The 26,021-nt window shown below is 74.1% G+C and carries 23 protein-coding genes and 1 pseudogene; 10 read left to right on the forward strand and 14 right to left on the reverse strand.

Going from position 1 to position 26,021, the window contains the following annotated elements:
- Positions 1–36 precede the first annotated feature (36 nt).
- The 3 genes from V6U88_RS02140 to V6U88_RS02150 are packed head-to-tail and all read left to right on the forward strand — an operon-like array spanning position 37 to position 3,494.
- Positions 37–1,164 (forward strand): MmpS family transport accessory protein, encoded by a 1,128-nt coding sequence (locus V6U88_RS02140; RefSeq protein WP_334449381.1) that lies wholly within the window; start codon positions 37–39, stop codon positions 1,162–1,164.
- Positions 1,165–1,194: 30 nt separating this feature from the next.
- Positions 1,195–2,388 carry a pyridoxal phosphate-dependent aminotransferase gene (locus V6U88_RS02145; protein ID WP_334449383.1) on the forward strand — a complete coding sequence of 398 codons (1,194 nt, stop codon included), beginning with the start codon at positions 1,195–1,197 and terminating at the stop codon, positions 2,386–2,388.
- Positions 2,385–3,494, forward strand: coding sequence for a threonine aldolase family protein (locus V6U88_RS02150; RefSeq protein ID WP_334449386.1), 1,110 nt, complete (start codon positions 2,385–2,387; stop codon positions 3,492–3,494). Before V6U88_RS02145 ends, V6U88_RS02150 begins: the two co-directional genes overlap by 4 nt.
- A 16-nt stretch (positions 3,495–3,510) precedes the next feature.
- Here V6U88_RS02150 and V6U88_RS02155 read toward each other — a convergent pair whose 3' ends face one another.
- Positions 3,511–3,645: a hypothetical protein gene (locus V6U88_RS02155; RefSeq protein WP_334449387.1), complete on the reverse strand. Its 135-nt coding sequence runs from the start codon at positions 3,643–3,645 to the stop codon at positions 3,511–3,513.
- Here V6U88_RS02155 and V6U88_RS02160 point away from each other — a divergent pair.
- Positions 3,644–4,084: pseudogene (locus V6U88_RS02160) on the forward strand (ABC transporter ATP-binding protein); the annotation flags it as partial. The gene V6U88_RS02155 and the pseudogene V6U88_RS02160 sit on opposite strands and share 2 nt — an antisense overlap.
- 49 nt (positions 4,085–4,133) lie before the next feature.
- Here the strand turns inward: V6U88_RS02160 and glmM are convergent.
- The 7 genes from glmM to V6U88_RS02195 all read right to left on the reverse strand — a co-directional run bounded on the left by glmM (position 4,134) and on the right by V6U88_RS02195 (position 9,668).
- The gene (gene glmM / locus V6U88_RS02165; protein ID WP_334449389.1) at positions 4,134–5,489 is read right to left on the reverse strand and encodes a phosphoglucosamine mutase; all 1,356 of its coding nucleotides are present in this window, start codon (positions 5,487–5,489) and stop codon (positions 4,134–4,136) included.
- Between the two features lie 113 nt (positions 5,490–5,602).
- A complete protein-coding gene (gene rpsI / locus V6U88_RS02170) occupies positions 5,603–6,067 on the reverse strand; it encodes a 30S ribosomal protein S9 (RefSeq protein ID WP_088647409.1) in 465 nt (154 codons plus the stop codon).
- 20 nt (positions 6,068–6,087) lie between these two features.
- Complete coding sequence (gene rplM / locus V6U88_RS02175; protein WP_154941857.1) at positions 6,088–6,531, reverse strand: 50S ribosomal protein L13; 444 nt, start codon at positions 6,529–6,531, stop codon at positions 6,088–6,090.
- A gap of 191 nt (positions 6,532–6,722) precedes the next feature.
- Positions 6,723–8,105: a nitrate/nitrite transporter gene (locus V6U88_RS02180; protein ID WP_334449392.1), complete on the reverse strand. Its 1,383-nt coding sequence runs from the start codon at positions 8,103–8,105 to the stop codon at positions 6,723–6,725.
- Positions 8,106–8,229: 124 nt separating this feature from the next.
- On the reverse strand, positions 8,230–8,523 hold the full coding sequence (locus tag V6U88_RS02185) for a type II toxin-antitoxin system PemK/MazF family toxin (protein ID WP_334449393.1): 294 nt from the start codon (positions 8,521–8,523) through the stop codon (positions 8,230–8,232).
- Positions 8,513–8,770, reverse strand: coding sequence for a DUF6364 family protein (locus V6U88_RS02190; protein WP_132230932.1), 258 nt, complete (start codon positions 8,768–8,770; stop codon positions 8,513–8,515). Before V6U88_RS02190 ends, V6U88_RS02185 begins: the two co-directional genes overlap by 11 nt.
- 196 nt (positions 8,771–8,966) lie before the next feature.
- A complete protein-coding gene (locus V6U88_RS02195) occupies positions 8,967–9,668 on the reverse strand; it encodes a class I SAM-dependent methyltransferase (RefSeq protein ID WP_334449394.1) in 702 nt (233 codons plus the stop codon).
- Positions 9,669–9,815: 147 nt separating this feature from the next.
- Between V6U88_RS02195 and V6U88_RS02200 the strand changes: the two genes are divergently transcribed.
- From V6U88_RS02200 to V6U88_RS02220, 5 genes are all read left to right on the forward strand, one after another.
- Positions 9,816–11,924, forward strand: a complete 2,109-nt coding sequence (locus V6U88_RS02200; RefSeq protein WP_334449395.1) for a molybdopterin oxidoreductase family protein — start codon at positions 9,816–9,818, stop codon at positions 11,922–11,924.
- The gene (locus V6U88_RS02205) at positions 11,921–13,351 is read left to right on the forward strand and encodes an FAD-dependent oxidoreductase (RefSeq protein WP_334449396.1); all 1,431 of its coding nucleotides are present in this window, start codon (positions 11,921–11,923) and stop codon (positions 13,349–13,351) included. The genes V6U88_RS02200 and V6U88_RS02205 overlap by 4 nt, the downstream gene beginning before the upstream one ends.
- A gap of 91 nt (positions 13,352–13,442) precedes the next feature.
- Positions 13,443–15,971, forward strand: a complete 2,529-nt coding sequence (gene nirB, locus V6U88_RS02210; RefSeq protein WP_334449397.1) for a nitrite reductase large subunit NirB — start codon at positions 13,443–13,445, stop codon at positions 15,969–15,971.
- Positions 15,968–16,315: a nitrite reductase small subunit NirD gene (gene nirD, locus V6U88_RS02215; RefSeq protein WP_334449398.1), complete on the forward strand. Its 348-nt coding sequence runs from the start codon at positions 15,968–15,970 to the stop codon at positions 16,313–16,315. The genes nirB and nirD overlap by 4 nt, the downstream gene beginning before the upstream one ends.
- Positions 16,315–17,403 (forward strand): uroporphyrinogen-III synthase, encoded by a 1,089-nt coding sequence (locus V6U88_RS02220; protein WP_334449400.1) that lies wholly within the window; start codon positions 16,315–16,317, stop codon positions 17,401–17,403. Before nirD ends, V6U88_RS02220 begins: the two co-directional genes overlap by 1 nt.
- 12 nt (positions 17,404–17,415) lie before the next feature.
- Here V6U88_RS02220 and V6U88_RS02225 read toward each other — a convergent pair whose 3' ends face one another.
- The 4 genes from V6U88_RS02225 to V6U88_RS02240 all read right to left on the reverse strand — a co-directional run bounded on the left by V6U88_RS02225 (position 17,416) and on the right by V6U88_RS02240 (position 22,065).
- On the reverse strand, positions 17,416–18,036 hold the full coding sequence (locus V6U88_RS02225) for a GTP-binding protein (RefSeq protein ID WP_334449401.1): 621 nt from the start codon (positions 18,034–18,036) through the stop codon (positions 17,416–17,418).
- A complete protein-coding gene (locus tag V6U88_RS02230) occupies positions 18,017–18,379 on the reverse strand; it encodes a DUF742 domain-containing protein (RefSeq protein ID WP_334449402.1) in 363 nt (120 codons plus the stop codon). The genes V6U88_RS02225 and V6U88_RS02230 overlap by 20 nt, the downstream gene beginning before the upstream one ends.
- Positions 18,380–18,469: 90 nt before the next feature.
- Positions 18,470–18,877 (reverse strand): roadblock/LC7 domain-containing protein, encoded by a 408-nt coding sequence (locus V6U88_RS02235; RefSeq protein WP_007465177.1) that lies wholly within the window; start codon positions 18,875–18,877, stop codon positions 18,470–18,472.
- On the reverse strand, positions 18,874–22,065 hold the full coding sequence (locus tag V6U88_RS02240; protein WP_334449404.1) for a sensor histidine kinase: 3,192 nt from the start codon (positions 22,063–22,065) through the stop codon (positions 18,874–18,876). The genes V6U88_RS02235 and V6U88_RS02240 overlap by 4 nt, the downstream gene beginning before the upstream one ends.
- A 435-nt stretch (positions 22,066–22,500) precedes the next feature.
- Here V6U88_RS02240 and V6U88_RS02245 point away from each other — a divergent pair, with 435 nt between their 5' ends.
- Positions 22,501–23,682 (forward strand): ABC transporter substrate-binding protein, encoded by a 1,182-nt coding sequence (locus V6U88_RS02245; RefSeq protein ID WP_334449406.1) that lies wholly within the window; start codon positions 22,501–22,503, stop codon positions 23,680–23,682.
- An 85-nt stretch (positions 23,683–23,767) separates the two neighbouring features.
- Here V6U88_RS02245 and V6U88_RS02250 read toward each other — a convergent pair whose 3' ends face one another.
- Positions 23,768–24,664: an ABC transporter permease gene (locus V6U88_RS02250; protein ID WP_442934552.1), complete on the reverse strand. Its 897-nt coding sequence runs from the start codon at positions 24,662–24,664 to the stop codon at positions 23,768–23,770.
- A gap of 100 nt (positions 24,665–24,764) precedes the next feature.
- Complete coding sequence (locus tag V6U88_RS02255) at positions 24,765–25,793, reverse strand: ABC transporter substrate-binding protein (RefSeq protein ID WP_334449408.1); 1,029 nt, start codon at positions 25,791–25,793, stop codon at positions 24,765–24,767.
- Positions 25,794–26,021 lie beyond the last annotated feature (228 nt).

The raw sequence follows: 26,021 nt of genomic DNA on the forward strand, positions 1-26,021 counted from the left end.
CGTTCGTCCCGTTCCCCTCGCCCGTCCGGAGCAGCCATGTCCGAGCCGTCCTCTCCCGACCCGTCCCCGACCGCTCCGCAGGCACCCGAGCCGACCAGCACCGCGTCGCCGACGCCGGCCCCGGGCGCCGGACCGGCCCCCGCCGACCCGACCGCGCCACCGGCTCCCTCGCCGTTCGACTGGACCCCGCCGGACCCGCTGGCCGCGCCACGGCCCTGGACGGCGCCGGACCCCTGGGCGGCCCCGTCGCCCGCCGCTCCCGAAGGTGCGGCCGGACCGGAGGGCACGCCGGCGCCGGAGGGCTCCGGCGCATCGGGAGGCACATCGGCACCCGACGGCCCTGCCGCACCGGAGGGCACGTCGGCACCCGACGGCTCCAGCGCGGACGCCACCGGCCGGCCGCCGACCGCGCCCCGACCCGCCGCGCCCGCCGGACCGCATTTCCCGCAACCCCACGCCGCGCCGGCCGGACCGTTCGCCGGGCCCGCCGCCGCCCCCGGCGGGCCCTTCGCCACGCCCGCCGGTGCTCCGGCCGGGCCGGGTACGCCGCCCGCCGGCTGGCCCCCGGCCGGGTACCCGTCGCCCTACGCGCCGTCCGGCTATCCCCCGCCCTACGCCTATCCCGGGTACCGGCCGGCCCCGGCGCAGGGACGCCGGGTCGTGGGCATCGTCATCGCCGTCGTCGCGGTGCTCGTCCTCGGCATCTGCGGGTGCCTGGGCGTGGGCAGCGCGCTGGTCGGGCGGTACGCGCCGGGTCCGGCCGCCGGCGATCCGTACTACGAGGACCCGGACCCGTACTACGACGGCGACTACGACGAGGAGAGCCCCTTCCCCACCTGGACGCCGCCCACCCCCAGCGAGCCCGCGACGGCAGCCGCCACGCCCTCGACCGGTCGCGGCCGGATCGTCGTGTCGTACGAGGTGACCGGGAAGGGGCGCGGTGACATCCAGTACTACGACGCCAACGGCGAGTTCATCCGCCTGGAGGCCGTGTCGCTGCCCTGGCGTCAGCAGATCCGCACCGACGACCCGAACCGGGTGCTGATCATCGCCAGCAGCACCGACGACGAGGGGAGCGTCACCTGCTCGACCAGGGTCGGCAACCGCACGCCGGTGACCGACGCGGGGGCACCGGGATACCAGGTGACCTGCGCGGGCAGGTGAGTTCGGCGGCTCGGTCGTAGGCTGGCCGGCGTGACGACGTTGGATGTCGACCCGCTCGTGGCCCGGATGCGTCCGTTCGGCACCACGATCTTCGCCGAGATGTCCGCGCTGGCCGTCCGCACCGGCGCGGTCAACCTCGGGCAGGGCTTTCCGGACAGCGACGGCCCGCCGGAGATGCTGGCCGCGGCGACCGAGGCGCTGCGCGGCGGGCAGAACCAGTACCCGCCGGGGCCGGGCATCCCCGCGCTGCGCCGGGCCGTCGCCGAGCACCAGCGCCGCTTCCACGGCCTGGAGTACGACCCGGACGGCGAGGTCGTCGTCACCGCCGGCGCCACCGAGGCGATCGCCGCCAGCATCCTCGCCCTCTGCGAGCCGGGCGATGAGGTGGTCTGCTTCGAGCCGTACTACGACTCGTACGCGGCCTCGATCGCCCTGGCCGGTGCGGTGCGGCGGCCGGTGACGCTGCGTCCCGGCGACGACGGCCGGTACGCCTTCGACCCGGCGGCGCTGCGCGCCGCGTTCGGCCCCCGGACCCGGCTGGTGCTGCTCAACTCCCCGCACAACCCGACCGGCAAGGTGTTCACCCCCGACGAGCTGGCCCTGGTCGCCGAGCTGTGCCAGGAGCACGGCGCGTACGCGGTCACCGACGAGGTGTACGAGCACCTGGTCTTCCCCGACGCCGCCGCCCCGCACGTGCCCCTGGCCACCCTGCCGGGGATGCGGGAGCGGACGTTGCGCATCTCGTCGGCGGGCAAGACCTTCTCCTGCACCGGCTGGAAGGTCGGCTGGGTGAGCGGCCCGGCCCGGCTGGTCTCGGCGGTGCTGCGGGTCAAGCAGTTCCTCACCTTCGTCAACGCGGCGCCGCTGCAACCGGCGGTCGCCGTGGCGCTGGCCCTGCCGGACGCGTACTTCACCGCGTTCCAGGAGGGCATGCGACAGCGCCGGGACCAGCTCGTCGCCGGGCTGACCGACGCGGGCTTCGCCGCGCTGACCCCGGAGGGGACGTACTTCGTCACGGCCGACGTCGGCGCGCTGGGCGGGCGGGACGGGGTGGAGTTCTGCCGGTCGCTGCCCGAGCGGTGCGGGGTGGTCGCGGTGCCGACCCAGGTGTTCTACGACGACCCGGAGGCGGGCCGCCGGCTGATCCGGTTCGCCTTCTGCAAGCGTCCCGACGTGCTCACCGAGGCGGTCACCCGCCTGCGCCGGCTGCGGGCGCCCCGATGACCGAGGGGTACGCCGAGCGGCTCCGCCGGCTCACCGCGCTGCGTGGCTGCGACACCGTGCTCTCCGGGAACCGGCCGTCCTCGGTCGCCGAGCAGCTCGACACCCTCCGGGCCGCCGCCCCCGACGAGCTGCTGCCGGACGTGTACGGCGAGGGCGGCGCGGTCGAGGCGGTGGAGCACCGGGTGGCCGACCTGCTCGGTACGGAGGCGGCCGCCTTCTTTCCCACCGGCACGATGGCCCAGCAGGTCGCGATGCGGTACGGCGCCGAGGTGACCGGGCGCAGCGCGGTCGGCCTGCACCCGCTGAGTCACCCGCTGGTGCATGAACGGGACGCGTACGCGGTGCTCGGCGGGCTGCGGGCGGTGCTCACCACGTCGGCTGCGCGCAACCCGGCCGCCGAGGAGGTCGCCGCGCTCGACGAGCCGGTCGGCACGCTGCTGCTGGAGCTGCCGCTGCGCGACGCCGGCTTCGTGCTGCCGACCTGGGACGAGCTGGTGGCGGTGGTCGAGGCGGCCCGCGACCGGGGCGCCCGGGTGCATTTCGACGGTGCCCGGCTCTGGGAGTCCACCGTCCACCTCGGTCGGTCGCCGGCCGAGGTCGCCGCCCTCGCCGACAGCGTCTACGTCTCGTTCTACAAGTCCCTCGGCGGCCACGGCGGCGCGGCGCTGGCCGGCTCGGCCGAGCTGGTCCGCTATGCGCGGGCCTGGCGGCACCGGTACGGCGGCACCGTGTTCCAGCAGTGGCCGGCGGCGCTGGCCGCACTCGCCGGCCTGGACCGCGAGCTGCCCCGGCTGGCCGGCTACGTCGCGCACGCGAAGACCGTGGCCCGGGCACTGGCCGACCTGCCCGGCGCCCGGGTGTACCCGGCGCCGCCGCACACCCACCAGTTCCGGCTCTGGCTGCCGCATCCGGCGGCCGTGTTGAACGACGCCAACCTCGCCCTCGCCGAGGAGGAGAAGGCGTGGTTCGTCGGCGGCTGGCGGGACATCGAGGTGCCGGGGCTGGCGATGGCCGAGGTGACGGTGGCCGGGCCGGCGACCGCGCTGGACGCCGACCAGGTGGCCGAGCTGGCCGGGCGCTTCCTCCGCCGGGTCCGCACCGCCTGACGGGCCGGCGCGCGCCTCACCGCCGCCGGCCGCGCCGGGGCAGGCGGAGCGCGCAGCTCAGCCGGGCGGTGCAGACCCGGCGGCCGGCGTCGTCGGAGATGACGATCTCGTAGGTGGCGGAGTTACGGCCCCGGTGCAGCGGCGTGGACACTCTGACTGTGCTGGACAACGTGATCGCGCCGGTGCTGCCGCGACGCGGCCGGGGCGACCACGTCACCCGGGCTCGGGAGCTGCTCGATGCGGTCGGCCTCGCCGGGCGGGAGCGGGCCCTGCCGGCACAGCTCTCCGGCGGCCAGCAGCAGCGGGTCGCCATCGCCCGGGCGCTGATGGGGACGCCCCGCCTGCTGCTGGCCGACGAGCCCACCGGCAACCTCGACTCGACCACCGGCGCGCAGATCCTCGACCTGCTGCTGGACCTGCGCGACCGGCACGGCATGACGATCCTGCTGGCCACCCACGAACGGTCCATCGCCGCCCGGTGCGACCGGCTGGTCCGGCTCAACGACGGACGGGTCGTGGAGGACGTCGATCTCACCGACGGCGAGGACCCCGCCGACACCTTCGACCGAGCCACCCGCCTGCGCCTCTGAACGGTGGGGGCCCGGCTGCGAGCGCTGAGCGCGCGGCCGGGCCGACCCGTCAGGCGGCCGGGCTGGCGGCGCGTACGTGCTCGGCGATCCGCTCGGCGACGGAGCGGGCGGTCGCCTCGGTGGCGGCCTCCACCATCACCCGCACCAGCGGCTCGGTGCCGGACGGGCGCAGCAGCACCCGGCCGGTCTCGCCCAGCTCGGCCTCGGCGCGCTCCACCTCGGCCCGCACCTCGGGCGCGCTGGCGCCGACGGTCCGGTCACCGACCGGCACGTTGATCAGCACCTGCGGCAGCTTGGTGACCACCGAGGCCAGCTCGGCCAGCGACTTGCCGGTGGCAGCGAGCCGCGACATCAGGTGCAGTCCGGTGAGCACGCCGTCGCCCGTGGTGGCGTACGCCGGCATGACGATGTGACCGCTCTGCTCCCCGCCGAGGGCGAGGCCGGAGGCGCGCAGCTCCTCCAGGACGTACCGGTCGCCGACCTTGGTCTCGATCAGCCGGATGCCCTCCGCGGACATCGCCAGGCGCAGGCCAAGGTTGCTCATCACGGTCGCGACCAGGGTGTCCTGGGCGAGCGTGCCGGCCTCCCGCATGGCGAGGGCGAGGATCGCCATCACCTGGTCCCCGTCGACCTCGTCGCCGTCGGCGGTCACCGCGACGCACCGGTCGGCGTCGCCGTCGTGCGCGATGCCCAGGTGGGCGCCGTGCTCGACGACGGCGGCGCGCAGCCCGTCGATGTGGTTGGAGCCGCAGTCGTCGTTGATGTTGAGCCCGTCCGGCTCGGCGTGGATGGCGATCACCTCGGCGCCCGCCTCCCGGTACGCCACCGGGGCGACCTCGGCGGCGGCGCCGTTGGCGCAGTCCACCACCACCTTGATCCCGTCCAGCCGGTGCGGCACAGTGCCGACCAGGTGCTGCACGTAGTGGTCGGCGCCGTCGAGCAGGTCGTGCACCCGGCCGACCCCGGCCCCGACGGGCCGGTCCCACGCGGTGGTGGCGTTCGCCTCGACGGCCGCCTCGATCTGCATCTCGATTTCGTCCGGCAGCTTGTGCCCGCCGGCGGCGAAGAGCTTGATCCCGTTGTCCGGCATCGGGTTGTGCGATGCGGAGAGCATCACGCCCAGGTCTGCCTTGGCTTCGGCGGTGAGGAAGGCGACCGCCGGGGTGGGCAGCACGCCGACCCGCACCACGTTGGCCCCGGCGCTGGTGAGGCCGGCGACCACGGCCGCCTCCAGCATCTCGCCGCTGGCCCGGGTGTCCCGCCCGACCACCGCCAGTGGGGGATGTGTCTTGTCCGACTCGGCCAGCGTGTGCGCGGCGGCCACCGCCACCGCCAGCGCCAACTCGGGGGTGAGATCCGCGTTCGCCCGCCCGCGTACGCCGTCCGTGCCGAACAACCGACCCATACCCGCCAACCTCCGATGAAACGGTCCCAGGGGAAAAACCGAACGGCCGGGCCACCTCCCGTGTGGGGAGGCGATCCCGGCCGTCCGTCAGAAGTACAACGTGCCGCTGATGATCAGCGCTTCGAGTACTGAGGAGCCTTACGGGCCTTCTTGAGGCCGTACTTCTTGCTCTCCTTGACCCGGGCGTCCCGGGTCAGGAAGCCGGCCTTCTTCAGGGCCGGGCGGTCGTCCGGCTCGCTGACGATCAGCGCCCGGGCGATGGCCAGCCGCAGCGCACCGGCCTGGCCGGTGGTGCCGCCGCCGCGCAGGTTGGCGATGACGTCGAACGCCTCGGGCTTCTCGGCGGTGACCAGCGGGTCCTTGATGAGCTGCTGGTGCACCTTGCTCGGGAAGTAGGCCTCGAGGTCGCGGCCGTTGCAGGTGATCTTGCCGCTGCCGGGGACGATGCGCACCCGGACGATGGCCTCCTTGCGCCGACCCACGGTCTGGATCGGGCGGTCACCACGCGGCGCGCGGGCGACGGGCGCCGGCGCCTCGGTGGCCTCGGGGGCGACCTCGGTCTCGGTGATGTCGGTCATGCTGTTTCCTTCGCCCGCGCTCACTGCGCGATCTGCTTGATCTCGAACGGCACCGGCTGCTGCGCGCCGTGCGGGTGCTCGGCACCGGCGTAGACCTTCAGCTTCTTGATGAGCTGACGGCCGAGCTTGTTGTGCGGGAGCATCCCCTTGACGGCCAGCTCGATGGCCCGCTCGGGACGCTTGGTCAGCAGCTCGTCGTAGCCGACCTGCTTCAGACCACCCGGGTAACCGGAGTGGCGGTAGGCAATCTTGGTCTGACGCTTGTTGCCGGTCAGCGCAACCTTGCCCGCGTTCACGATGACGACGAAGTCGCCCGTGTCGACGTGCGGCGCGAAAGTCGGCTTGTGCTTGCCGCGCAGCAGCGTGGCGGCGTGGGTGGCCAGGCGGCCCAGCACGACATCAGAGGCGTCGATAACGTGCCACTGACGCTCGATCTCACCCGGCTTCGGGCTGTACGTACGCACAGGTCTACCTTGTCTCGTCGTCGGTCTGGGGTCGCGCGCCGAGGTGACCAGGCGCGCACGAACGACCAAGCGTACCTGATGCGGCACGCCTCTGGATGTCGTACAACAGCAGGCAACGATACCCGCCGCCCCGTCGGCAGGTCAAAACGGGGGGTCACCCAGCGTGGCTTGCGTTGTGGCAATGCTACAGGTCACACCCCGGCCAGCCGGCGCGGCCCCGGGCGCAGGTAGACCGCCCAGGTCAGCGCGAAGCAGAGCGCGTACCAGCCGATGAAGGCCAGGTAGGCCGCCTCGGCGTTGCCGGAGGTCAGGAACGACTGCCGGAAGGCGATGTTGACCAGCACCCCGCCGGACGCGCCGACCGCGCCCGCGATGCCGATCAGCGCCCCGGAGAGCCGCCGGGCACGCCGCTCGGCCGCCTCGACGTCACCGGTCAGCTCCCCCTCCGCCGCCGCCCGGGCCCGGAAGATCGCCGGGATCATCTTGTACGTCGACCCGTTGCCGATCCCGGAGAAGACGAAGAGCGCCAGGAACCCGGTCAGGTAGAGCGGGAAGGACCGTTCCCGGGCGGCGTACAGCACCAGCGCGGCGCCGACGGCCATGGCCACGAAGTTCCAGAAGGTGACCCGGGCCCCGCCGAGCCGGTCGGCCAGCTGCCCGCCGAGGGGCCGGATCAGCGACCCGACCAGCGGGCCGAGGAATGTCAGCCAGGCGGCGTCGACCGGCGTCGGGAAGCGCTCGGCGAACTGGAGCTGGAGCACTTGCCCGAAGGCGAAGCCGAAGCCGATGAAGGAGCCGAAGGTGCCGATGTAGAGCAGCGACATCACCCAGGTGTGCGGTTCGCGGGCCGCCTCGCGCAGCGCGCCCGGCTCGTTGCGCGCCCCGGGGAGGTTGCCCAGCCAGCGCGCCGAGGCCAGCGCGGCCAGCACGATCAGCGGCAGGTAGACCGCCGGCACCAGCCGGGGGTACGCCGCCCCGGCGGTGGCCAGCACGGCGAGCCCGACCAGCTGCACCGCCGGTACGCCGAGGTTGCCGCCGCCGGCGTTGAGCCCCAGCGCCCGCCCCTTGAGCCGGTCCGGGAAGAAGAGGTTGATGTTCGCCATCGAGGAGGCGAAGTTGCCGCCGCCGACCCCGGTGAGGCAGGCCAGCACCATCAGCGTGGTGTACGACACCCCCGGTTCCAGCAGCACCGTCATCGGCACCGCCGGCACCAGCAGCATCAGCGCGCTGACGATGGTCCAGTTCCGGCCGCCGAAGCGGGCCACGGCCAGGGTGTAGGGCAGCCGCAGCACCGCCCCCAGCGCGGCCGGCACGGCGGTGAGCAGGAACTTCCCGGCCGGGTCGATGCCGTACGCGGGCCCGAGGAAGAGCACGGTGACCGACCAGAGGCTCCACACGGAGAACCCGACGTGCTCGGCGAAGATCGACACCCAGAGGTTGCGCCGGGCGATCGGCGCCCCCGTCGTACGCCAGAACGTGGGGTCCTCGGGGCGCCAGTCGTCGATCCGGTGCCGGCGCCCGGCGGCGGTCGGGGGGTCGTCGGGGACTGTTGTCGTGGTGGCGAGCGTGCTCACGGCGGCTCCTCCTGGTCGGTGTGACCTGGAGGACGCTAGGAACGGCCGGTTACCCGGCGGTGCCTGTCGCGGGTCGTTCCGGAAACGGAGATCGCACGTCGGCCACCGGACGGTGGTGAGGCGGTCAGAGCTGCTGAAGGATGCGCAGCGCCCGCCCGACCCGCTGCATGGTCTCGGTGTCGGCGACGTCGACGCACTCGGTGAACCACTTCTTCATCGGTGAGGAGAGCCGGTCGGGCATCACCACGTAGCTGCCCATCGGGACGGCGAGCGGGGAGTCCCGCAGCAGCGCGGTCTCGACCACCTCGACCACGATCACGATCGGCACGTCGGTGGAGTTGTAGACGTCGGTGCTGATCACCAGCCCGAGCCGCTCCCGGGCGCCCTCGATGCGCCAGATCTCGCCCCTACGCAGCACGTGGACGTCCGCCGAAGAGCGCGTCGTCCACCATGCCGACCTCCCGGGCGTCGGCGAGCGCCGCGGCCTCCAGGTCGAGCCCGGCTCGGCCGACCGCGGCGGCGTGCGCGGTGAAGACCTCGCGCAGCGCCTTCTCCCGGGCCGCCTGGTCCATCCAGGCGGAGAGCGACAGCCCCTCGCGCTTGGCGAACCGGCGTGCCTCCTCGATCGTCTCGTCGGAGAACGACAGTGTCACCTTGGCAGTCATGCCGCTGAGACTACCCACTGGTATGACCAGCAGTCATCCCGCTTCGCGCCGGTCGGCCAACGACCCAAAACGCCCTGGTCCGCCCCGGTCTCCCCGCCCGTCCCGTTTGGGGCGTGTCGAGGTCTCTGGCGGCCGGGACACCCCGACACGCCGCAAACGAGGGTCGAACGGGACCCCGGGCGGCGGCACGGCGGGGTCAGACGGGTGGGCGGGTGCCGCCGAAGACGGCGAAGCGCCACGCCTTGAAGAAGCAGTCGACGTCGACCAGCCCGGCCTCGGCGAGCCAGCGGCACTGCGCGTCCACCGGCGCCGGCCGGTCGTGCCGCATCCGCTCCCGGGCGGCGGCCAGCTCCGCGTCGCCGGAACCGAGCGCGGTGGCCTGGGCGACCCAGACCTCGTCGTAGCGGCGGTCCAGGGCGGGGGTGGGGCCGGCCACCTGCTCGGCGTTGACGAACACCCCGCCGGGCGTCAGCGCCTCGGCGGCCCGCCGGTAGAGGACCCGCTTGCCGTCGTCGTCGAGGTGGTGGACGGCCAGCGCGGAGACCACCGCGTCGTACCGGCCGGCGGGGAGCGGGTCGGTGAGGTCGGCGACCACCGTCCGGTGCGGCACGCCCCGGGCGGCCAGCGCGTCGGCGGCGACCGCGAGCATCCGCGGGGCGCCGTCGAGCAGGGTCACTCGGACCCCCGGCAGCGCCGCGGTGAGCAGCAGGGAGAGCAGCCCGGTGCCCGCGCCCAGGTCCAGCACCTCGGGGGTACGCCCCGCGGCCAGCGCGGCCCGCAGCGGCACGGCCGCCACCTCGACCGCGGTGCCGTAGAAGTCGTCGAAGCGCGGCACCAGGCGCCGCCGGGCCTGGTCGTAGCTGCCGGCCACCGCGTCGAACGCCGCCGTCACGCTCATCGTCGCCTCCCATATTTCAGGACGGTTGTCCCATATCATAGGCCGCACCGACCGGCCCGCTGCCCCCGTGCGGTGTGAGCCGCTCTTGACAGGACCGAAACAGACGGGACCCGGACCGGAAACCGCCCCCCGGCACGCTTCACTGGCATGACAGACCGTGCACGCTCCGCGACCGGGTCGGGGGGCGACCCCCGGCAGGCGGAGACGCACTGCCCGTACTGCGCCCTGCAGTGCGGGATGATCCTGCGCCAGACCGGCGAGCGGGTGGAGGTGCTCCCCCGCCAGTTCCCCACCAACCGGGGTGGGCTGTGCCAGAAGGGCTGGACCGCCGCCGAGCTGCTGGACCACCCCGACCGGCTGACCACCCCGCTGGTGCGCGACCCGGCCGACGGCGAGCTGCGCCCGGCGACCTGGGCGGCGGCGCTCGACCGGATCGCCGCCGGCATCCGTACCGTCCAGGCCGGACACGGCCGGGACGCGGTCGCGGTCTTCGGCGGCGGCGGGCTCACCAACGAGAAGGCGTACGCGCTGGGCAAGTTCGCCCGGGTGGCGCTGCGCACCCGGCACATCGACTACAACGGCCGGTGGTGCATGTCCTCGGCCGCCGCGGCCGGGATCCGCGCCTTCGGCGTGGACCGGGGACTGCCCTTCCCGCTGGCCGACCTCGCCCGGGCGGAGACCCTGCTGCTGGTCGGCGCCAACCCGGCGGAGACCATGCCGCCGCTGATGCGCCACCTGGCCGAACAGCGCGAGCGCGGCGGGCGCCTGATCGTCGTCGACCCCCGGGTCACCGCCACCGCCCGGCAGGCCGACCTGCACCTGCAACCGCTGCCCGGCACCGACCTCGCGGTGGCCAACGCGCTGCTGCACGTCGCGCTCACCGAGGGCCTCGTCGACCGGGACTACGTGGCCGCCCGGACCACCGGCTTCGACGAGGTACGCCGCACCGTGGCCGGCTACTGGCCGGCCGAGGTGGAACGGCTCTCCGGGGTGCCGGTGGCCGACCTGGAGGCGACCGCCCACGCGCTCGGCACCGCCGGCAGCGCGATCATCCTCACCGCCCGGGGCGCGGAACAGCACGCCAAGGGCGTCGACACCGTCAGCGCCTTCGTCAACCTGGCGCTCGCCCTCGGCCTGCCCGGCCGCCCCGGCTCCGGGTACGGCTGCCTGACCGGCCAGGGCAACGGCCAGGGCGGCCGGGAGCACGGGCAGAAGGCCGACCAGCTCCCCGGGTACCGGAAGATCGACGACCCGGCGGCCCGGGAACACGTGGCGGGCGTCTGGGGCGTCGACCCGGACGACCTGCCCGGGCCGGGCGTGCCGGCGTACCGGCTGCTGGAGTCGCTGGGCACCCCCGGCGGTCCCCGGGCGATGCTGGTCTTCGGCTCCAACCCGGTGGTCTCCGCGCCCCGGGCCGCCCGGATCGAGTCCCGGCTGCGCGGGCTGGACCTGCTGGTGGTGGCCGACTTCCTGCTCTCCGAGACGGCCGCCCTCGCCGACGTGGTGCTGCCCGTGGCCCAGTGGGCCGAGGAGGACGGCACGATGACCAACCTGGAGGGCCGGGTGCTGCGCCGCCGCGCGCTGCGCGAGCCGCCGGCCGGGGTCCGGACCGACCTGGCGGTCCTCGCCGAGCTGGCCGCCCGCCTGGACACCCCGGCGTCCTTCCCGACCGACCCGGCGGAGGTCTTCACCGAGCTGCGCCGTGCCTCGGCCGGCGGCGTCGCGGACTACGCCGGGGTGAGCTGGGAGCGGATCGAGGCCGACGAGGGCGTCTTCTGGCCCTGCCCCGACCCGGACGGGCCGGACACGCCCCGGCTCTTCGCCGACTCGTTCCCCACCCCGGACGGCCGCGCCCGGTTCCAACCGGTGCACCACCGGCCCGCCGCCGAGCAGGTCTGCGCCGACTACCCGCTGCACTTCACCACCGGCCGGGTGCTCGCCCAGTACCAGTCCGGCGCCCAGACCCGCCGGGTCGCCGCGCTGCACCGGGCGGCCCCGCACGGCTTCATCGAGCTGCACCCCGACCTCGCCGCCCGGCTCGGGGTGACCGAGGGCGACGAGGTCCGGGTCGCCTCCCGCCGGGGTGAACTGCGCGCGCCGGCCCGGCTCAGCCCGACGATCCGGCCGGACACCGTCTTCGCGCCGTTCCACTGGGGCGGTGCGGCCCGGGCCAACTCCGTGACCAACGACGCGACGGACCCGGTCTCCGGGATGCCCGAATTCAAGATCTGCGCGGTACGGGTGGAGAAGGCATGAACGTGGTGATCGTGGGATACGGGATGGCCGGGTCCCGGCTGGCCGCCGAGCTGCACGCCCGGGACGGGGACCGGAAGGTCACCGTGCTGGGGGCGGAGCCGCACCGGGCGTACAACCGGATCATGCTCTCCACGCTGCTCGCGGGGAAGGTCGCCGAGCCGGACGTGGAGCTGGCCGAGGTCGCCGGTCAGGGCGTGGACGTGCGGACCGGGGTGCAGGTCGCCGCGCTGGACCGGGACGCCCGGGTGGTCCACACCGACGACGGCGACCGGATCCCCTACGACCACCTGGTGCTCGCCACCGGCAGCCGGGCCCTGGTGCCGCCCCTGCCCGGCCTGGACCCGGCCGACCTCCCGGAGCGGGTGGTGCCGTTCCGCACCCTGGACGACTGCCGGCGGATCCTCGCCGCCGCCGAGGGCGCCCGCAGCGCCCTGGTGCTCGGCGGCGGGCTGCTCGGCCTGGAGGCGGCGCGCGGGCTGGCCGCCCGGGGGCTCGACGTCGGGGTGGTGCACCCGGTGCCGTACCTGATGGAACGCCAGCTCGACCCGACCGGCGCCGCCGTGCTGGCCGGTACCCTCGCCGACCTCGGGGTGACCACCCACCTGGCCGTCGCGGCCACCGGCGTGGCGGCGGACGCCGACGGGGTGCGCCTCGACCTGGCCGACGGCCGGTCGCTCACCGCCGACCTGCTGGTGATCTCCTGCGGGGTACGCCCCGACACCGCGCTGGCCACCGCGGCCGGGCTGGCCGTGGAGCGGGGCGTGGTGGTCGACGACCGGCTGCGCACCAGCGATCCCGCGATCTCGGCGATCGGTGACTGCGCCCAGCACGACGGCACGCTGACCGGGCTGGTCGCGCCGGCCTGGGCGCAGGCCCGGGTGCTGGCCCAGGTGCTCACCGGCGACGACCCGGCCGCCCGCTACCGGCCCCGGCCGGTGGTGACCCGGCTCAAGGCGGCCGGCATCGACCTCGCCGCGATGGGCGACCCCGGCGGCGGCCCGGGCGAGGAGCTGACCTTCGCCGACCCGGCCCGGGGCACGTACGCCCGGCTCCGCATCCACGAGGAGCGGCTGACCGCCGCCATCCTGCTCGGCGACAACCCGTCGGTCGGCACGGTGGTGCAGCTCTTCGACCGGGGCGCGCCGGTGCCGGCCGACCGGCGGGCGCTGCTGCTGGGCCGTGCGCTCGGCGGGACCGCGGCCGCGCCGGCGGAGTCCCCGGCGCTGATGCCGGACGCGGCCACCGTCTGCCAGTGCAACGACGTGCGCAAGGGCGCGCTGGTCGCCTGCTGGCGGGCCGGGGCCCGGACGGTGGACGAGGTGGTGGCGACCACCCGGGCCGCCACCGGCTGCGGCGGCTGCCGGGACGCGGTCGCCGGCATCGTCGACTGGCTCTCCGAGGCGGACTCGGTGGGGGCGGCCCGATGAGCGCCCGCACGGCGACGCCCGCCCGGGCCACGACGCCCGGACCGGGCGCGATGGACGGACCTGACGCGACGGACCGCGAGGAGGTGACGCGATGACCGGCGGACGATTGGTCGTCGTCGGCAACGGCATGGTCGGACAACGGTTCGTCGAGGCGCTGCGCGCCCGCGACCACGACCGGCGGTGGCGGGTGACGGTGCTCGCCGAGGAGCAGCGGCCGGCGTACGACCGGGTGCGGCTCTCGGCGTTCTTCGACGGGGTGGGTGCCGACGAGCTGAACCTGCACACCCCCGACGACGGGGTGGAGCTGCGCCTCGGCGAGGCGGTCACCGGCGTCGACCGGGAGCGGCGGGTGGTCACCACCACGGCCGGCGAGCACCCGTACGACGCGCTGGTGCTGGCCACCGGGTCGTATCCGTTCGTGCCGCCGGTCGACGGCACGGCGCTGCCCGGAGTCTTCGTCTACCGCACCCTGGACGACCTGGAGGCGATCCGGGCGCACGCCCGCGGCAGGCGTACCGGCGCGGTGATCGGTGGTGGCCTGCTCGGGCTGGAGGCGGCCAACGCCCTGCGGCTGCTCGGCCTGGCCACCCACGTGGTGGAGTTCGCGCCCCGGCTGATGCCGGTGCAGGTGGACGAGGCCGGTGGCGCGATGCTGCGCCGCTACGTCGAGGAGCTGGGGGTCACCACCCACCTCGGGGTGGCGACCACCGCGCTGCGCCCCGGCCCGGACGGCGTCGTCGCCGCGCTGGCGCTCTCCGACGGCAGCACGGTCGACGCGGAGCTGGTCGTGGTGGCCGCCGGCATCCGCCCCCGCGACGAGCTGGCCCGGGCCGCCGGGCTGCCGCTGGGCCCGCGCGGCGGGGTGCTGGTCGACGCGACCTGCCGCAGCGCGGACGAGCGGATCTGGGCGGTGGGCGAGTGCGCGGCGGTCGACGGCACCTGCCACGGCCTGGTCGCCCCCGGGTACGCGATGGCCGAGGTGGTGGCCGACCGGCTGCTCGGCGGCTCGGCGACCTTCCCCGGGGCGGACACCGCCACCAAGCTCAAGCTGCTCGGCGTGGACGTGGCCTCGTTCGGCGACGCGCACGGCACGACGCCGGGCTGCCTGGACGTCACCTTCACCGACCCGGTCACCCGGTCGTACGCGAAGCTGGTCCTCTCCGACGACGCGCAAACGCTGCTCGGCGGCGTGCTGGTCGGGGACGCGAGCGCCTACCCCACGCTGCGGGCCAGCGTGGGCGGCCCGTTGCCCGCCGCCCCGCTGGCGCTGCTGGCGCCGGCCGGCGGGGCGGGCGCCGGCGCCGCCGCGCTGCCCGGCGCGGCGCAGGTCTGCTCCTGCAACGCGGTGACCCGCGACGACATCGACGCCGCGATCGCCGGTGGCGCGACGGACGTGCCGGCGCTGAAGGCGTGCACCCGGGCCGGCACCAGCTGCGGGTCGTGCGTGCCGATGCTGAAGCAGCTGCTCGACGCGGCCGGGGTGAAGCAGTCCACCGCGCTCTGCGAGCACTTCGACGCCAGCCGGCAGGAACTGTTCGACATCGTCCGGGTCCGGGGCGTCCGCACCTTCTCCGCGCTCATCGCCGAGCACGGGCGGGGGCGCGGCTGCGACATCTGCAAGCCGGTGGTGGCCTCGATCCTGGCCTCGCTCGGCACCGGGCACGTGCTCGACGGTGAGCAGGCCTCGTTGCAGGACACCAACGACCACTTCCTGGCCAACCTGCAACGCGACGGCAGCTACTCGGTGGTGCCCCGGATCCCCGGCGGGGAGATCACCCCGGAGAAGCTCATCGTGATCGGCGAGGTGGCGCGCGACTTCCGGCTCTACACGAAGATCACGGGTGGGCAGCGGATCGACCTGTTCGGCGCGCGGGTGGAGCAGCTGCCGCAGATCTGGCGCCGGCTGGTCGACGCCGGCTTCGAGTCCGGCCACGCGTACGGCAAGGCGCTGCGGACGGTGAAGTCCTGCGTCGGCGAGACCTGGTGCCGGTACGGGGTGCAGGACTCGGTCGGCCTGGCCATCGCGCTGGAACTGCGCTACCGGGGCCTGCGCGCCCCGCACAAGATCAAGTCAGCGGTCTCCGGATGCGCCCGGGAGTGCGCCGAGGCCCGCAGCAAGGACTTCGGCATCATCGCCACCGACACCGGCTGGAACCTCTACCTCGGCGGCAACGGGGGCTTCCGGCCCCGGCACGCCGACCTCTTCGCCACCGACCTGGGCACCGCCGAGCTGGTCACCCTGATCGACCGGTTCCTGATGTTCTATATCCGCACCGCCGACCGGCTGCAACGCACCGCCGCCTGGATCGAGGCGATGGAGGGCGGCCTCGACCACCTGCGGTCGGTGATCGTGGACGACTCGCTCGGGCTCTGCGCCGAGCTGGACGCGGCGATGGCCCGGCACGTGGCGTCCTACTCGGACGAGTGGCGCGACGTCCTGGAGGACCCGGATCGGCTGCGCCGGTTCACCTCCTTCGTCAACGCCCCGGACGTGCCCGACCCGTCCATCAGCTTCGCCGTGGAGCGCGGCCAGCCGGTGCCGCCGCGCGGCGATTCACCGGCCGGCGGCGACCGGCGCCGCCAGCCCGTCGCACTGGGAATTCCGGAGGTACGGCGATGACCGACACCATGACCCTGAGCTGGACCACCGTCTGCCGACTGGACCGGCTGGAGCCCGACCGGGGCGTCGCCGCGCTGGTCGACGGCGTGCAGGTGGCGCTCTTCTGGACCGCGGGCGAGCTCTTCGCGGTCGACAACCTCGACCCGGTCGGCGGCGCGTACGTGATGTCCCGGGGCATCGTGGGCAGCCGCGGCGGGGTGCCGACCCTCGCCTCCCCGCTGCACAAACAGGTCTACGACCTGCGTACCGGGCGCTGCCTGGACCTGCCCGGCGTGGCGCTGCCCGTGCACGGGGTCCGCTGCCGGGACGGGCTGGTCGAGGTGCGGCTGCGACAGGTGCAGTGATGCGGGAGGAACTGGCCGGCTTCACCATCGGGGTCACCGCCGACCGGCGGCGCGACGAGCTCGCCGCGCTGCTGCAACGGCGCGGCGCGCGGGTGGTGCTCGCCCCGGCCCTGCGGATCGTGCCGCTGGCCGACGACAGCGACCTGCGCGAGGCCACCCGCCTCTGCCTGGACCGGCCGCCGGACATCCTGATGGCGAACACCGGCATCGGAATGCGCGGCTGGCTGGAGGCGGCCGAGGGCTGGGGGCTCGCCGAGCCGCTGCGCTCGGTGCTCTCCCAGTCGTACGTGGTGGCCCGGGGGCCCAAGGCGCGCGGCGCGATCCGGGCCGCCGGGCTGCACGACCAGTGGTCACCGGAGTCGGAGAGCTGCGACGAGGTGATCGACCACCTGCGCGAACGCGGGGTGGCCGGTCAGGTCATCGCCATGCAGCTGCATGGCGACCGGCAGCCGGAGTGCACCGAGGCGCTGGAAGCAGCCGGCGCCACCGTGATCGAGGTGCCGGTCTACCGCTGGGCGCCGCCCACCGACCCGGCCCCCCTGCACCGGCTCATCGACCTGGTCGCCGGCCGGCTCGTCGACGCCGTCACGTTCACCTCCGCACCCGCGGCGGAGGCGCTGCTGCGGGCGGCCGGTGACCGGGCCGACACGGTGCTGGAGGCGCTGCGCTCAGATGTGCTGGCCAGCTGCGTCGGCGCGGTCACCGCGGAGCCGCTGGTCCGCCGGGGGGTGCCGGTCAGCGCGCCTGCCCGGGCCCGGCTCGGCGCCCTGGTCCGGCAGATCGTCGACGAGCTGCCCCGCCGTACGGTGACCGTCAAGGCCGCCGGGCACCTGTTGACCCTGCGCGGGCACGCGGCCGTGGTCGACGGGGAACTGCGGCCGCTCGCGCCCGCCCCGATGGCGGTGCTGCGGGCACTGGCCGCGTCACCCGGCCGGGTGCTGTCGCGCACCGCGCTGCTGCGGACCCTGCCCCGGGGCGCGGACGAGCACGCGGTGGAGATGGCGGTGGCCCGGCTGCGCGTCGGGCTGCAGGCCCCCCGCGTGGTGCAGACCGTCGTCAAGCGGGGTTACCGCCTCCGGGTCGACTGACCCGGAGGCGGTTCAGCCCACCGGCGCGTAGCCCCGGCCGTGCTCGGTCTCCAGCCGGAGCATGGCGTGCTCGACCACGGTCACCAGCACCTGCTTCACCGAGTCCCGCCGGCGGGCGTCGCACATCACCAGCGGCACGTCCGGCGAGATGGCCAGCGCCTCGCGAACCTCCTCCGGCTCGTACTGCGGCGCGTCGTCGAACCGGTTGAGCGCCACCACGTACGGCAGGTTCCGGTTCTCGAAGTAGTCCAGCGGCGCGAAGGCGTCCGTGATCCGGCGGGTGTCCACCAGGACGGCGGCACCCACCGCCCCCCGGATGATCTCGTCCCACATGAACCAGAAGCGGGTCTGGCCCGGAGTGCCGAAGAGGTACAGGATCAGGTCCTGCGCCATGGTGATCCGGCCGAAGTCCATGGCGACCGTGGTGGTCTCCTTGCCGGGCACCTTCGACGGGTCGTCGATGCCCACGCCGGCCGCCGTCATCAGCGCCTCCGTGGTCAGCGGCGTGATCTCGGAGATGGCGCCGACCATTGTCGTCTTGCCCACGCCGAAGCCGCCCGCGACCACGATCTTCGCGGAGATGATCTCCCGGCTGCGGCGCGCCCCGGCGGGGTCATAGTTCGCGAAGTCCACTTAGCACCCTTCCCAGCAGGTTCATCCGCTCCTCGTAGCCCTCGGCCGGAGCGGCAGTGTGTAGCGTCAGCAGGCCGTCGGCCACCAGATCGGCGACCAGCACCCGGGCGACGCCCAACGGCATCCGGGTGTACGCGGCGATCTCCGCCAGCGACTGTGCCCGGCCCTCGCAGACCGTGGCGATGCGGTACTTGTCGTGCCCGGCGAAGCGGGCCTCCGCGCACTGGGTGGGCGTGGCCGAGAGCACCGCCTCCAGGGCGATGTCCCGGCTCGGCTCGGTACGGCCCCGGGTGACCGCGTACGGGCGCACCAACGCCCCGCGTGGGTCCCGCCGTGGTTCCATCCGCCATCACCTCCTCCCGCCCGGAGCCCACCGGCACCGGATCGCCTGTCCCTGGCCGGGCGCGAGCGCGCCCGGCGTCGTACGTCCCGCCTACGAGCGCACCGCGTCGCGGGGCAGCGGCACCAGCGCGGCGCCCACCCGCTCGACGAGCAGCGCCATCTCGTAGCCGACCTGCCCGACGTCGCAGCTGCGCGCCGCGAGCACCGCCATCGACGACCCGTCGCTGATCGACATCAGGAACAGGTAGCCGCTGTCCATCTCGATCACCGTCTGGAGCACGCCGCCCGCGCTGAACATCCGGGCGGCCCCCTCGGTCAGACTCACCACGCCGGAGGTGATGGCGGCGAGCTGGTCCGCGCGGTCTCCCGGCAGGTCCCGCGAGGAGGCGAGCAGCAGCCCGTCCGCGGACACCGCCACCACGTGGGCGATGCCCGCCACGCTGTCGGCGAAGTTGGTGAGCAGCCAACCCATGTCCTGCATGGCAGCTGGCCTGTTCATCGGCGCGTCTCCTTGGTCGAGGTGCTGTTCTGGTCCGTACCGGCCGAGCGGCCGCGCTGCACCCCGCGGTGATAGGCGGAGAGCAGGCCGCGGACCTCGTCGGGGGTACGGCGGCTGCGGTCCCGCCCGCCCTTCGGCTCGATGCCGCCGGGAACGAGCTGGGCCTGGGGCACCCGCTTCGGCAGGCCGGAGCGGGTGGTGCCGCCGGTGGCCGGCTCGGCGGCCCGGATGGCCCGGGTCCAGCCTTCGTCGGCCGCCGTCCGCCAGGCGCCCGGCTCCGCGGGTGGCGGGGCGGCGGGCTCCTGGGGCGGGGCGGTGGAGGTGGCCGGCGGCGCGGACGGCACCGCCGGCGGGGCGTACGACGGGGGTGGCGGCGCGACCGGCGGCTGCCCGGCGGCCGACGCCGCGGACGGGGTGCCGGCGGCGTTCGGGGAGCCGGGCACCCGGGTCGGCAGCGGCGGCGGGCTGGCCTTACCGGCGCCGTCGGCGGGCGGCTGGTCGAAGTTGGGCCGGGTGAAGATGGCGGTGGCGTCGTCGCCGTGGGACCGGAACCAGACCGCCTCCATCTCGCGGAATATCGGCGAGTCGGCCGGCCGGTCCGGGCGGGCCACCACGGGGGCGGCCGGTGCCGGGGCGGGCGGCGCCGGAGCGGCCGGCGGGGTGTACGGCATCGCCGGGGCGACCGGGGTCGTCGGGGCGAAGGGCGCCGCCGGAGCCGCCGCGAACGGACTGAACGGCGCGGGCGCCGCAGCGGCCGGTGCCGACGGCGCGCCCGCGACCGGGCCGAAGGGCAGCCCCGGGGTGGCGTCGGCGGCCGGGGTCCGCTTCGGCAGCGGGTCGAGCAGCGGCTGGGCCGCCGTCGGGCCGCCGGCGGAGTACCCGCCCCCGTACGCGGGCTCGGCCGGAGCCGCCGAGGCCGGCACCGCGGACGCGGGCACGGCGGACGTCGGCACGGACGAGGCCGGCACCGCGGAGGTGGGCGCGGACGGCGGCACCTGGCCGCCGAGGGTCACCGCCGGGGCGGTGTCCCGCGCGTCGACCGGCGGCTGCCAGGGCGCCGGGGCCGGCGGGGCGGCCCGCCACTGGTCGGTCAGCGTCGCCGCGCCGGTACGCCCGTTGGTCAGCGGGTCACCGAGGCCGGCCGAGGCGAGCGGGGTCTGCTCGACCGCCAGCGGCTGGCGCGCCCGGGGCAGCGACTGGTCCCGACCCCGGTGGGCGGGCAGCATCACGGTCGAGTTGGGCAGCGTCACCTGGGCGACCGTGCCGCCCTCGACGTTGCGCCGCAGCTCCACCCGGATGCCGTACCGGGAGGCGAGGCGGCTCACCACGGCCAGGCCCATCAGCCGGAACGCGGCCACGTCCACGCTCGGCGGCGCGGCCAGCCGGCGGTTGAGCGAGTCGAGCTGCTCCTCGGTGAGGCCCAGGCCCCGGTCCTCGATCTGGATCAGCACGTAGTCGCGGATCCGGCGGCCGTCGGCCACCACCGTGGTGGTCGGCGGCGAGAAGCGGGTGGCGTTGTCGAGCAGCTCGGCGACGAGTCGGACCACGTCGTTGACCGCGTGGGCGGCGACCGAGATGTCGGTGTCGACGGTGCCGAACTCGATGCGGTTGTAGAGCTCGACCTCGGACTGGGCGGCCCGCAGCACGTCGACCAGGAGCGCGTCGTCACGGCGCGGCACCGCCGAGTCCGCGCCGGCCAGGACGAGCAGGTTCTCGTCGTTGCGGCGCATCCGGGTGGCCAGGTGGTCGAGCTCGAAGAGCTGGGCGAGGCGCTTCGGGTCCTCCTCGCTGCGCTCGATCGCGTCCAGCTCGCCGATCATCCGGTCGACCAGCGTCTGGCTGCGCCGGGCCAGGTTGAGGAACATCGCCGAGACGCTGGTACGCAGGGCGGCCTGTTCGGCGGCGACCCGCACGGCCTCCTTGTGTACGACGTTGAAGGCCAGGGCCACCTGGCCGACCTCGTCGCGGCTGCGCAGCCGGATCGGGTCGCGGACCTGGCGGACGATCTCCTCCACGCCGCCCTCACCGACGCTGCCCATGTTCTGCAGCCGCCGCACCGCGTCCGGCAGGTCGTGGTTGGCCACCGAGAGTGCGCCCTCCCGCAGCCGCCGCAGCGAGTGGTTGAGCGAGCGGGCCAGCACCACGGCGAGCGAGACGGCGATGATCAGGGTGAGCAGCACCAGCACCGACTCGATGACGGCCTGCCGGATGACGTCGCTGCGGGCCTGCTCGGCCCGGCTCAGCAGGCGGTCCTGGAGCTGGATCTCGGCCCACCGCATCAGGTCGTTGACCGCGCCGATCGAGGCGCTCGCGTCGACGGCGCTGACCAGCGGCTGCTGCCCCACCGAGCGGGTGATGTCGTTGGACACCCGGTCGGCGAGCCCGACCGCGTCGCCGGAGACCGTGCGCTCGACCAGGCCCCGCTGCTCGGGGTCGGCGGCCAGGGAGAAGGAGACCAGCGCCTCCTGCTGGCCGGTCAGCGTGGTCACGAAGGCGGAGAACTGCTCCTCGCCGATCCGGCCGGCGCTGAGCGCGGTGTAGGCGACCGCCTCCTCCTCGGCGACGGCCGCCTTGGCCCGGCCGAACGCGGCCACCGCGCGGCGGGCGTCGGCCAGGCTCTCCTGGCCGGGGAGCTGGGCCAGGGTGTCGCCGTACGAGACGAGGTCGGTCAGGACGATGCCGTAGCGCAGGGTGGCCTCGGCCACCGGCATCTGCCGGCGGTCGAGCACCTCCTGGCGGGTGCCGTTGAGCGTCTCCAGGTGGCCGTCGATGACCTTGAGCCGGTCGCGGACGGCCGCCGGGACCTCGCCGATGTTGCCCCGCTCGGCGCGGTACTCGGCGATCCGCTGGTCGGTGGCCCGGACCCGCAGGTTGTAGTCGTCAGGGCGCTGCTGCGACGTGGCCAGGTAACCGGCCGCCGCCATCCGCTCCTTGTGCAGATCCTGGGTGAGCGCGGAGACGTCGACGGAGAGCGCGGTCAGCGACCGGATCCGGGTGGCGTCGTACGCGCCCTCGCCGGTGGAGATGAGTCGGATAGTTGCCAGAGCGATGACGGCCGCGACCGGGACCACCAGAATGAGGGCGAGTTTGGAGCGGATCCGCGCGTCCCGGAGTCGGGGCAGCCGTCCTCGGCGGTCGTGGTGAGCGGCGTCGCCGATTTCGGGCAGGGTCGTCGGTCCGGTGCTCACGACATCGCCTCCGTCGTTTCTTCCGCGCCTGACCCGCCGACCCGTGCCTGGTGCAGCGGAGAGCGCCACGCGCGGCACGGCCGCGATTTCATCAGAGATGATCGCGTTTGGGAAGCCGCAGTGAGGCAGGAAACGGTCAACCGGCGACCCCGTCACCTTTTGGCCTCATTCTCGCCCACGCTCTGAACAGGCATTGTCACTCCAGAGTGGCGGATCGCCTCTCCGGAGTGAGCATCGGTAAATATCTGATGACCCCAACATGTGGGAAAGCCGTCCCGAAACCACTCCGGGCTCCCGCGCTTGACCGCGAGGCCCAGCGTTGGCAAGGTTTTGCAGGCTTCGCGCACACCGTACGGCAGAGATCCCCGTTTCTCCACTGAGGACGGACTAGCGGCGGTGACCGGGCAGCGCCCGCGCCGCACCTGGAGGACTGAGTTGAGCCCCATCCGCTCCGCGACCATCGTGGCGCTCGCATCGGCCGTACTGGCCACCACGCTCACCGGCTGTTCGTTCGGAACGGGGCAGGAGGACACCAGCCCCATCGTCATCGCCGCGGACCTCGAACTCTCCGGCGCGGCGGCCGGAGTCGGCAAGGCGTACCAGCGGGCGCTGGAACTGAAGATCGAGCAGCTGAACAACTCCGGCGCCCTGGGCAGCCGGAAGATCCGGCTCGAGGTGAAGGACAACCGTTCCGACGCCAGTGAGTCGCTGCGGAACATCACCGACTTCAGCGGCAATTCCAAGGTCAGCGCGATCATCATGGGCGGTTGCAACGAATGCGCGGTCGGTGCCGTCCGCACCATCAACGAGAAGAAGATCCCCACCATCGCGCTCGCCCCGTCCAGCGCGATCTCCAACCCGGTCGCCGAGCGGCGGTACGTCTTCAAACTGGCCCCGAACGCCGCCGACAGCGCCGGGTCGCTCACCACGGAACTGCGCCGAAAGGGCATCCGTAAGGTCGCCGTGCTGCACAGCGACGACGACTACGGCCGGGAGGGCCTGACCGCCCTGCGCGGCGAGTTCAACAAGGCCAAGATCCGGCTGGTCCGCAACGAGGCGGTCCGCGCCACCGACACCGACGTCAGCCAGCCGGTCCGCCTGCTCACCTCCGGTGGGGCGCAGGCGCTGCTGCTCTGGACCCCGCCGGAGCAGGCCTCCCTCGCCGCGACCAGCGCGCAGGAGGCGCGCTTCTCCGGGTCGCTCTTCCTCGACGCGGCCGCCGCCGGCGACCTCTTCCTGGGCAACGCGGCCCGGTCCACCGAGCGGGCCACGCTGGTCTTCACCCAGACCATGGTGATCGACGACGTGATCGCCACCACCCCGGCGAAGGCGGCCCGCCGCCAGTGGTTCCAGGACTACACCGCCCGGTTCGGCGGCTACAACGGCTTCTCCTCCTTCGCCGCCGACGCGGTCCAGCTGATCGCCGACGCCGCGCTGCGGGCCGGCGGCCCGACCGACCAGGTCAACCGGGACGGCATCCGGGACGTGCTGGAGACCTCGCAGATGGACGGGCTCTCCGGGCCGATCCGGATGACGCCGGACAACCACTCCGGGCTGATGCCCCAGGCGCTGACCACCCTCGTGGCGCGCGGCGGCCGCTGGCGGCTGGCGGGCTGAGTTCGGCAGGCCACGCCTCGAACGGCACTGGCCGGCTCCCCGGGTGGGGGCCGGCCAGTTTGGTGGAGAAGCTCGTCGTCGCGGGTCAGCGGGCGCTGGTGGTAGCGCGAACCCACGGCAGGGCGAGGCGTTCGACCAGGGACAGGGCGGCGTAGAGCAGGATGCTCATCGCGGCGATCAGCACGATCGCCGCCCAGGCCGTCGCGGTGTCCCCGATGCCGTTGTACTGCAGGATCTGGTAGCCGAGCCCCGGCTTGTCGGAGTAGAACTCGCCGATCACCGCGCCGATGGCGGCCAGCGGCATCGCCACCTTCAACCCGACGAAGATCTGCGGCAGCGCGGCCGGGAAGCGCACCTTGCGGAACGACTGCCACCACGAGGCGTTCAGCGACCGGGCCAGCTCGGCCAGGTCCGCCGGGGTGGTGGTGAGCCCGGTCGCCGTGGAGAGCACGATCGGGAAGAAGCAGAGCAGGAAGACCATCGTCAGGATCGGCTTCTCGCCCCAGCCGACCGAGACCACCAGCAGCGGCCCCAGGGCGATCTTCGGCACCGCGTTCACCGCCACCAGCAGCGGCGCGAACATCCGCTCGGCCCGCCGGGAGGCGGCCAGGGCCATCCCGATCAGCACCCCGGCGGCGGCGGAGAGCACGAAGCCGAGCAGCGTCATCAGCGTGGTGATCCCCAGCGCCGGCAACAGCACGTCGGCCGCCGCGGTGAGCGCCGCCCACACGTCCTGCGGGGGCGGCAGGGACGCCGGGTGGACCAGCTCCAACCCCGAGGTGACCAGCCACCAGACGGTCACCGCGATCAGCAGGCCGAGCAGCGGCAGGCCGACGGTCCCCGGACGTACCCCCGGGCGGCCCGACGCCCCGGCGGCCGGTGGCGTGGTCGGGGTCGCCACCCCGGGCGCGTCGGCCGCGGCGCCCGTGGTGACGTCGCGCTCCGCCTCCCCCGCTCCCGAGCGGGTACGGATCTGCGTCACGTGTCCCATCCTCTCCTGCCGGCGAGGGGCCGGCACGGCCACGGGGGCGCGGCCACCGGTCTCCCCGGTGACCGCACCCCCGTGGCACGGTCGGTGCCGATCAGGCCTTCGGCGTCAGGCTGAAGTCGATGATCTGGTCCGGGGTGATGTTCTGCTTGAGCGCGCCCGCGCCCTGCAGCAGGGCGATGCTCTTGGCGACCCGCTCGTTGTCCAGGGTGCCGATGGCGGTGCCGGAGTTGCTGGACCGGACGTACCCGGCCATCAGCTGGAGCTCGGCGGCGGCCGCGGCCGGGTTGGTCGCGTCGACGTTCTTCTTCAGCAGCTCCGCGGCCTCCTGCGGGTTCGCCAGGGCGTACTCCAGGCCCTTGAGCAGCGCCGCGGTGAAGCGCTTGACCGTCTCCGGCTTCTCCTTGGCCAGCTTGGTCGAGGTGATCAGGGCGTTGCCGTAGAGGTCCTGCATGACCTCGCTGTACGGCAGGATGACCGGCTTCTTCTTGGTCACCGCCTCGACGGTGGGCTGACCGACCACGAACTGACCGATGCCGTCGACCGTGCCGGAGGCCAGCGTGCCCATCAGGGTCTGCGCCTCACCGTTGACCCAGGTCACCTTGCTGGCGTCCACGCCGGCGAGCCGGGCGTACGTCGGGAAGAGCTGGCGGACCACGGAGGTGGGGGTGTCGGCGAGCTTCTTGCCCTCCAGGTCCTTCGGCGTAGCGATGTTCTTGCCCTCCACGCTGACCACGGCGGCCATCGTGCGCTGCTGGATCGCCGCCACCGCCACGAAGTCCTTGGCGGCGCCGTTGCCGAGCTGGAGCAGGCCACCGGTCAGGTCGATCGGGCCGAAGTCGGCCTGGCCACCGACGATGGTCTGGATGACCGACCCGGTGCCCTGGCCCGGCTTGATCTCCACGTCGAAGCCGGCCTCCTTGAAGAAGCCCTTCTCCTTCGCCACCCAGGCGTACGAGTCACGGCCGAAGTTGCCGAACGAGGTGAGGTAGGTCACCTTCTCCAGCGCCGTGCCGTCACCGCCCTTGGCGTCGGAGTCGTCCGAGCCGCTGCTGCACGCCGAGACCAGGGCGAGAGCGGTGGCCAGGGCGGCGGCGGCGACCGTACGGGTCAGCCTTCTCATCAGTGCACCATGTCCTTTCCGACCGGGTCATGCCACCCGGAGGGGTTGTCGGTCCAGCGGTGCCGGCATGAAGGGGGGACGCCGACGCCACCGTCGTGAAGGGACTCTTCGCGGGCACAGCGTACGAGAGACCCACCGTCACGACACCAGCCACACCGGGTTGCGGAACGGAAACAACTGAGAGTCCACCCCGGACTGTTGGCAAGCGCCACACGCCGGATAGCCTTT

Source organism: Micromonospora sp. CPCC 205739, assembly GCF_036906795.1.
Lineage (GTDB): Bacteria > Actinomycetota > Actinomycetes > Mycobacteriales > Micromonosporaceae > Micromonospora.

Bases quoted from the DNA above. Each gene is read 5' to 3' on its own strand.
- nirD (WP_334449398.1), top strand. From the start codon at position 15,968: ATGACCGACACCATGACCCTGAGCTGGACCACCGTCTGCCGACTGGAC.
- V6U88_RS02235 (WP_007465177.1), bottom strand. From the start codon at position 18,877: ATGAACAGGCCAGCTGCCATGCAGGACATGGGTTGGCTGCTCACCAAC.
- rpsI (WP_088647409.1), bottom strand. From the start codon at position 6,067: ATGACCGACATCACCGAGACCGAGGTCGCCCCCGAGGCCACCGAGGCG.
- V6U88_RS02190 (WP_132230932.1), bottom strand. From the start codon at position 8,770: ATGACTGCCAAGGTGACACTGTCGTTCTCCGACGAGACGATCGAGGAG.
- nirB (WP_334449397.1), top strand. From the start codon at position 13,443: ATGACCGGCGGACGATTGGTCGTCGTCGGCAACGGCATGGTCGGACAA.
- V6U88_RS02205 (WP_334449396.1), top strand. From the start codon at position 11,921: ATGAACGTGGTGATCGTGGGATACGGGATGGCCGGGTCCCGGCTGGCC.
- V6U88_RS02150 (WP_334449386.1), top strand. From the start codon at position 2,385: ATGACCGAGGGGTACGCCGAGCGGCTCCGCCGGCTCACCGCGCTGCGT.
- V6U88_RS02230 (WP_334449402.1), bottom strand. From the start codon at position 18,379: ATGGAACCACGGCGGGACCCACGCGGGGCGTTGGTGCGCCCGTACGCG.
- V6U88_RS02255 (WP_334449408.1), bottom strand. From the start codon at position 25,793: ATGAGAAGGCTGACCCGTACGGTCGCCGCCGCCGCCCTGGCCACCGCT.
- V6U88_RS02220 (WP_334449400.1), top strand. From the start codon at position 16,315: ATGCGGGAGGAACTGGCCGGCTTCACCATCGGGGTCACCGCCGACCGG.
- V6U88_RS02140 (WP_334449381.1), top strand. From the start codon at position 37: ATGTCCGAGCCGTCCTCTCCCGACCCGTCCCCGACCGCTCCGCAGGCA.
- V6U88_RS02195 (WP_334449394.1), bottom strand. From the start codon at position 9,668: ATGAGCGTGACGGCGGCGTTCGACGCGGTGGCCGGCAGCTACGACCAG.
- glmM (WP_334449389.1), bottom strand. From the start codon at position 5,489: ATGGGTCGGTTGTTCGGCACGGACGGCGTACGCGGGCGGGCGAACGCG.
- V6U88_RS02200 (WP_334449395.1), top strand. From the start codon at position 9,816: ATGACAGACCGTGCACGCTCCGCGACCGGGTCGGGGGGCGACCCCCGG.